General features: G+C 71.1%; 5 protein-coding genes. 2 read left to right on the top strand and 3 right to left on the bottom strand.

Annotated features, from left to right (window positions below; all coding sequences use genetic code 11):
* Positions 1-196 precede the first annotated feature (196 nt).
* Entirely contained in the window at positions 197-454 is a 258-nt protein-coding gene (locus ABD54_RS25400; protein ID WP_047872079.1) for a hypothetical protein, read from the top strand.
* A complete protein-coding gene (locus ABD54_RS25395) occupies positions 454-900 on the top strand; it encodes a hypothetical protein (RefSeq protein WP_047872078.1) in 447 nt (148 codons plus the stop codon). The genes ABD54_RS25400 and ABD54_RS25395 overlap by 1 nt, the downstream gene beginning before the upstream one ends.
* Positions 901-910: 10 nt before the next feature.
* Here ABD54_RS25395 and ABD54_RS25390 read toward each other — a convergent pair whose 3' ends face one another.
* From ABD54_RS25390 to ABD54_RS25380, 3 genes are all read right to left on the bottom strand, one after another.
* On the bottom strand, positions 911-2,179 hold the full coding sequence (locus tag ABD54_RS25390; RefSeq protein ID WP_047872077.1) for a delta-60 repeat domain-containing protein: 1,269 nt from the start codon (positions 2,177-2,179) through the stop codon (positions 911-913).
* 242 nt (positions 2,180-2,421) lie between these two features.
* On the bottom strand, positions 2,422-3,663 hold the full coding sequence (locus ABD54_RS25385; RefSeq protein WP_047872076.1) for a flavin-dependent oxidoreductase: 1,242 nt from the start codon (positions 3,661-3,663) through the stop codon (positions 2,422-2,424).
* Between the two features lie 278 nt (positions 3,664-3,941).
* Positions 3,942-4,268, bottom strand: a complete 327-nt coding sequence (locus ABD54_RS25380; RefSeq protein WP_047872075.1) for an antibiotic biosynthesis monooxygenase — start codon at positions 4,266-4,268, stop codon at positions 3,942-3,944.
* Positions 4,269-4,790 lie beyond the last annotated feature (522 nt).

Raw genomic sequence — 4,790 nt, 5'->3', positions numbered from 1 at the left:
GTCCCTGGGAGGGGGTCTGGCCGTCGCGGGGTGCGGAGTCGTTCATGCGGTCACTGTAGAGGACCAAGATCCCTTGGCCAAGTGTTGTTGGCCAAGAACCCTTGGGACGGTTCCGGCAATCCGGAACCTCCGACTCCACGGGCCATATGTCTAGTTTCCTAGGCGCTTGAGTGGCAACCGGCCTAGCTTTAGCCTCATGGTCGACAAGCGGATGAAGGCGCGGGTCCTGCTCGCCCTGGTACGCCGAATGGCGCGCAAGAACGGCCTGCGCCTGGAAGAACTCAAAGGACGAGGCAAAGGGTCACACCAGACCTACGTCCTCCTGGGCGAAGGCGGAGTACAGGTCGGTCGTTTCATGGTCACGCGACACTCCAAGGAGCTGTCCCGGGGCCTTCTGCAGGACGTGGAGGACGGCTTGCAGCACCTGTTCGGTGAGAATCGGATGGAGAAGTGATGCCTGACTACACGGCTACCGTCATCCGCGACGAGGACCTCTGGGTCGTACGTGTCTCGGGGCTGCCCGAACACGTCGTCGGAACGGTCGACTACGTGCACTTCTCCGAGATCAAGGACGAGGTTCCCGAGGCCGTCGCCGACCTCACGGACACCGACCCGGAGGACTTCACGATCACCTGGCGTTACGAGTTCGGCGGCGAGGACGCGACCGAGGACGTCATCCGGTACCTCGTGGCGGAGGAGGAGTTCCGGCGGTCCCAGGCCGAGCGCGACCGGGCCCGCGCCCGGGTTCTGGAGACCATGCGGAGGGAGGGCGTCACCCAGCGGGCCATGGCCGACGTCGTGGGCCTCTCGCACCAGCGCGTCCACCAGCTGCTCAAGGGAGTGGACACGCCGGTGCCCGGCGGGCGTCGGGGGCGCCGCAGGGACGCCCCCGTTTCCTGAGGCCCCCGGTTCAGGAGAGCGGGAACATCCCCAGCCGGGCGTGGTACTCGCCGGCGAGGCGCTCGGTGTCGCTGCCCACGTACAGCCCGTCGGAGGTGGCCAGCATCGCCTCCACGCCGTGGCCGCGCGTCCGGCCGGGGTTCCACGGCAGGGCCTTGCCGGACTCGGGGTCCACGGCCGCGATGCCCTCGCGCGCCACCGAGCCGGGCCCCGGGTTGAGCGCGCCCTCGGGGTTGTCCATCCAGCGCTGGTGCCCTCCCACGTACACCGCCGCCGACGTGATCTCCACCGAGTACAGCGAGTCGCCGCCGGTCTTGTTGCTCCAGGTGGGCTCCGAGCCCGGGGCGTCGGTGTTCTCGAAGCGCGCGACGGACTTGCACAGGCCCGGCCTGACGTAGGGGCCGCCACCCGTCACCACCGCGAAGTAGGAGCCGTCCGGGGAGAAGGCCATCCGCCGCATGTAGGTGTGCAGCTCCTCGTAGTCGCAGGCCGCCTCGTAGGCGGACGTGGACCACGGGGTGACCGAGCCGCTCGCGGTGTCCAGCATGGCGATCTGGTGCCGCTCGCGGCCGTCGATCCTGGTGAAGGAGCCGTTGACGAGCAGCCGCTGCCGGTCCGGGCTCAGCGCCAGCTCCTGGACCTTCAGCACGCCCTGGCGCGCGTCGGACACGTCGGGCGTGAAGCCGGTGTCCACCTCGCCGGACCCGGAGTCGAGGCGGACCAGCGCGGGCTGGTCCACGCCGTTCACCCCCGAGAAGCTGCCGCCCACGTACAGGTGCTCGCCGTCGACGGCGATGCGCTGGACTCGGCCCCCGTCGACGGAGGCGTCGAACTCCGGCACCCGGTCGCCGTCGTCCGCCGACAACCGGGCCAGCCCGTCGGCGGGTCGGCCGTCCACCGAACCGAAGTCCCCGCCCGCGATCACCGTCCCGTCCGGTCCGGGGGCCAGTGTGGTGACGGTGCCGTCCACCTCCGGTCCGAACCCGTGGAGGATCCGCCCGGTGCCGTGCTCGAACGCGAACAGGTGGGGCAGGTCGTGGGCGCGGCCCCCCTCGGTCCGGCTGACCTGTGTGAAGCTTCCGGCGACGAGGACGGCGTCGCCGACGCGCAGGATGTCCTTGACCGCGCCGTCCAGGACGTGCGGCGTCCACTGCACGGGCTGTTCGCCGACCACGCGCGCGTGGTCGGCCTCCGCGGCGGGCGAGGCGGTCGCGACCCCGGCGGGGAGTAGGAGCAACGTGCCCATCGTCAGGGCGAGCAGCGGGCGGCTGGGTTTCACGGAAGGACTCTCCCTCGGTCGTGCGGGTCCATGCGTGCGGGCCGACCGGAGGAGCCGGTCGGCGGGTGTCCGCACCCTCTCAGAGGGTCGCACAAAAACTACGGAGAGTGACACATGTCGAGCGCGGTTGCGGACCGGCGGGGCCGGTGGGACAGGCGGGGCCGCGGAACGGTGCGCGGGTCCGCACCCGGGGCTGGGCCCGGCCGTGGTGCTCGCACGGCCGGGCCCCGCGGGACCCGGACTCAGCGGGCGCGGGCGCCCGAGGTGTCCAGGCCCCCGCTGTCCGCCGGCCGCTCGACCGCGGCCCGGTAGTCGTCGGTGACCGCCTCCAGCAGGGTGCTCTTCTCCCGCTCCGTCCGCCCCGCCATCGAGCGCTCCGAACGGTCCATCCTCCGGTTGGCCCGGACGATCTCGTTGGTCGCGGGGAGCCGCACGGCCTCGTACCGCCGCAGCGCCGCCTCCACGTCGCCGCCGGCCCCCAACTCGGCGGCCAGGGCCGCGGCGTCGAGGACGGCCTGGGACGCGCCGTTGGCCCCGATCGGGTACATCAGGTGGGCCGCGTCCCCGAGCAGGGTCGTGCGGCCCTCGCCCCAGTGCTCTAGCGGGTCCCGGTCCACCATGGGGTACTGGAGGATCCGCTCGCTGCGGGCGAGCACGCCGGGCACGTCGAGCCAGCCGAAGTCCCAGTGCGCGTAGTGCGGGGCGAGTTCCTCGATGCGCCCGTGGTCGTTCCAGTCCGCATCGACGGAGAGGCCCGGGGAGGGCACCAGGCACACCCAGTTGAGCAGGGCGCGGCCGCGCGCCGCGTGGCGGGCCGAGATCGGATAGGCGACGAGTCTGGCCGAGCGCTCGTCGTTGGCGACGATCATGGTGCGCCCGTCCAGGAAGCCGTCCAGCTCGGTCAGGCCCCGCCACATGTGGACGCCTCCGCCGGACAGGGCGGTGCGGTCGGGGTGGAGCTGCGCGCGGACGCGCGAGTGCAGCCCGTCCGCGCCGACCAGCGCCGCCCCCGTGACCTGCGAGGCTCCGCCGGAATGGTCGCGGGCCAGGGCGCGCACGCCCGTCGCTGTCTGCTCGAAGGACTTCAGGCGAAGGCCGGTGCGGACCGCGCCGGGGCCCAGGCGCTCGCGGACGGCCTCCAGCAGGAGCAGTTGGAGTTCACCGCGGTGGATCGAGTACTGCGGGTGCCCGTTGCCCGCCGCCACGCCGCGGGGTTCGCTCCAGAGGGTGGTGCCCCTGTGGTCGAGGTAGAGGTGCTCCCTGGTGGGGATGCCCGTCGCGGCGAGCGCGTCGCCGAGGCCGAGGGCGGTCAACTCGGCGATCGCCGCGGGCTGGACGTTGATGCCGACCCCGAGCGGACGGATCTCCTCGGCGGTTTCCAGAACGGTGGCGCTGATTCCGTGGGAGTGCAGGGCGAGGGCTGTGGCCAGCCCTCCGATCCCAGCGCCGACGATCACGATGTCGGCACCATCGGCTGAGGTCATGGCGGCCCTCCGTGCTTCCTGCGGCCTGGTGGCCGCGTTGTCTGCGGGCACGCGCGCCCGTCGGGTGGTGCGGTCGATGGGCCCGGGGTCCCGGTGCACCAGAGGTGCTATCACGGCGGGGGCCGATCACCCAAGGGAGTCAGCCGGGCGCCCGCACACGAGACGGGCGGAGGCCCGGGCGGACGGTGCGCCGACTTCCCGGTCGCGCACGTGTCCGGCTCCGGACCCCCGCCCGCTCGTGCAAGGGAGGATGAGGAGGAAGGACCTGTGATCCTTTGTCAGGCTCGGTGGGTCGAGACCACCGAGTACACGCCGGGCGCGGGGGTGGCCAGCGCCGCGGCCTTCTTGCCGTAGGCCTGAGCCTCGGGGTCGGCCATGGTCGCCTGGATGTCCGCCGGGCTGTTCCACTGGGCCAGGTTGATGACCTTGGTCCCGTCCAGGCTGGCCAGGATGTTCACCGACACGAACCCGGGGCGGTTCTTCATGACCTTCTCGGTGCCCTCGTTGAGGACGTCGACGAGCTGCTGCTGCTTCTCCTTCTCCACCTCGAAGACGTTGACGAGGACGGCGAGGCCGTCGTTTGCGCGAATAACGGTTTCACTCATGAAACGGAGGCTAGCAGAACGGGTATGCGGAAACAAAGGTGGTTCCAGGGATTTTTGGGAAAAGTTGAATTCGCTTTTTTGTACGCCAAATAAACAGGCGTCCCCGGTCGGAGCGGCAGCGCTCTTAAATATGCGCTGCCCGCGTGTGCGCCTGTTATTCCTGTGCGGTTCGGCTTCCGGTTGTCGGCGTGGCCGAGGCGGGCCCCTTCGCTTTGACCTTCACCCGGAGGGAAGTTCGTCCGGGCTGGTTCCGGACATTCACCGCGGGTGGGGCGCGGTCCCGTGTTTCAGCGGGCCGGTACCGTGGCTCCGATCCGTGGTCCAGCGCGGCGTCCGAACCTCTTCGGCCGACGTCCTCTCCGCTTCCGGCCCCCTCCCGCCTGGTCTTCGGCGGCGCCCCTCCCCTGGGCCCCTGCTTCTCTCGGACGGTGCTCCCGTCGGTGAAGTTCCTGTTGGCAGCGGTTTCGGCGCCGCCGAAAAGCGGGTGCGGCGGTCACCGGCCCCCGCGGACCCGCCCCCGCC

It is taken from the genome of Nocardiopsis sp. RV163 (assembly GCF_001029525.1).
Classification (GTDB): domain Bacteria; phylum Actinomycetota; class Actinomycetes; order Streptosporangiales; family Streptosporangiaceae; genus Nocardiopsis; species Nocardiopsis dassonvillei.
The sequence above is the reverse complement of the archived record's forward strand: the minus strand, read 5'-3'. Positions and strand labels throughout refer to the sequence as shown.

Bases quoted from the DNA above. Each gene is read 5' to 3' on its own strand.
- ABD54_RS25400 (WP_047872079.1), top strand. From the start codon at position 197: ATGGTCGACAAGCGGATGAAGGCGCGGGTCCTGCTCGCCCTGGTACGC.
- ABD54_RS25395 (WP_047872078.1), top strand. From the start codon at position 454: ATGCCTGACTACACGGCTACCGTCATCCGCGACGAGGACCTCTGGGTC.
- ABD54_RS25385 (WP_047872076.1), bottom strand. From the start codon at position 3,663: ATGACCTCAGCCGATGGTGCCGACATCGTGATCGTCGGCGCTGGGATC.
- ABD54_RS25380 (WP_047872075.1), bottom strand. From the start codon at position 4,268: ATGAGTGAAACCGTTATTCGCGCAAACGACGGCCTCGCCGTCCTCGTC.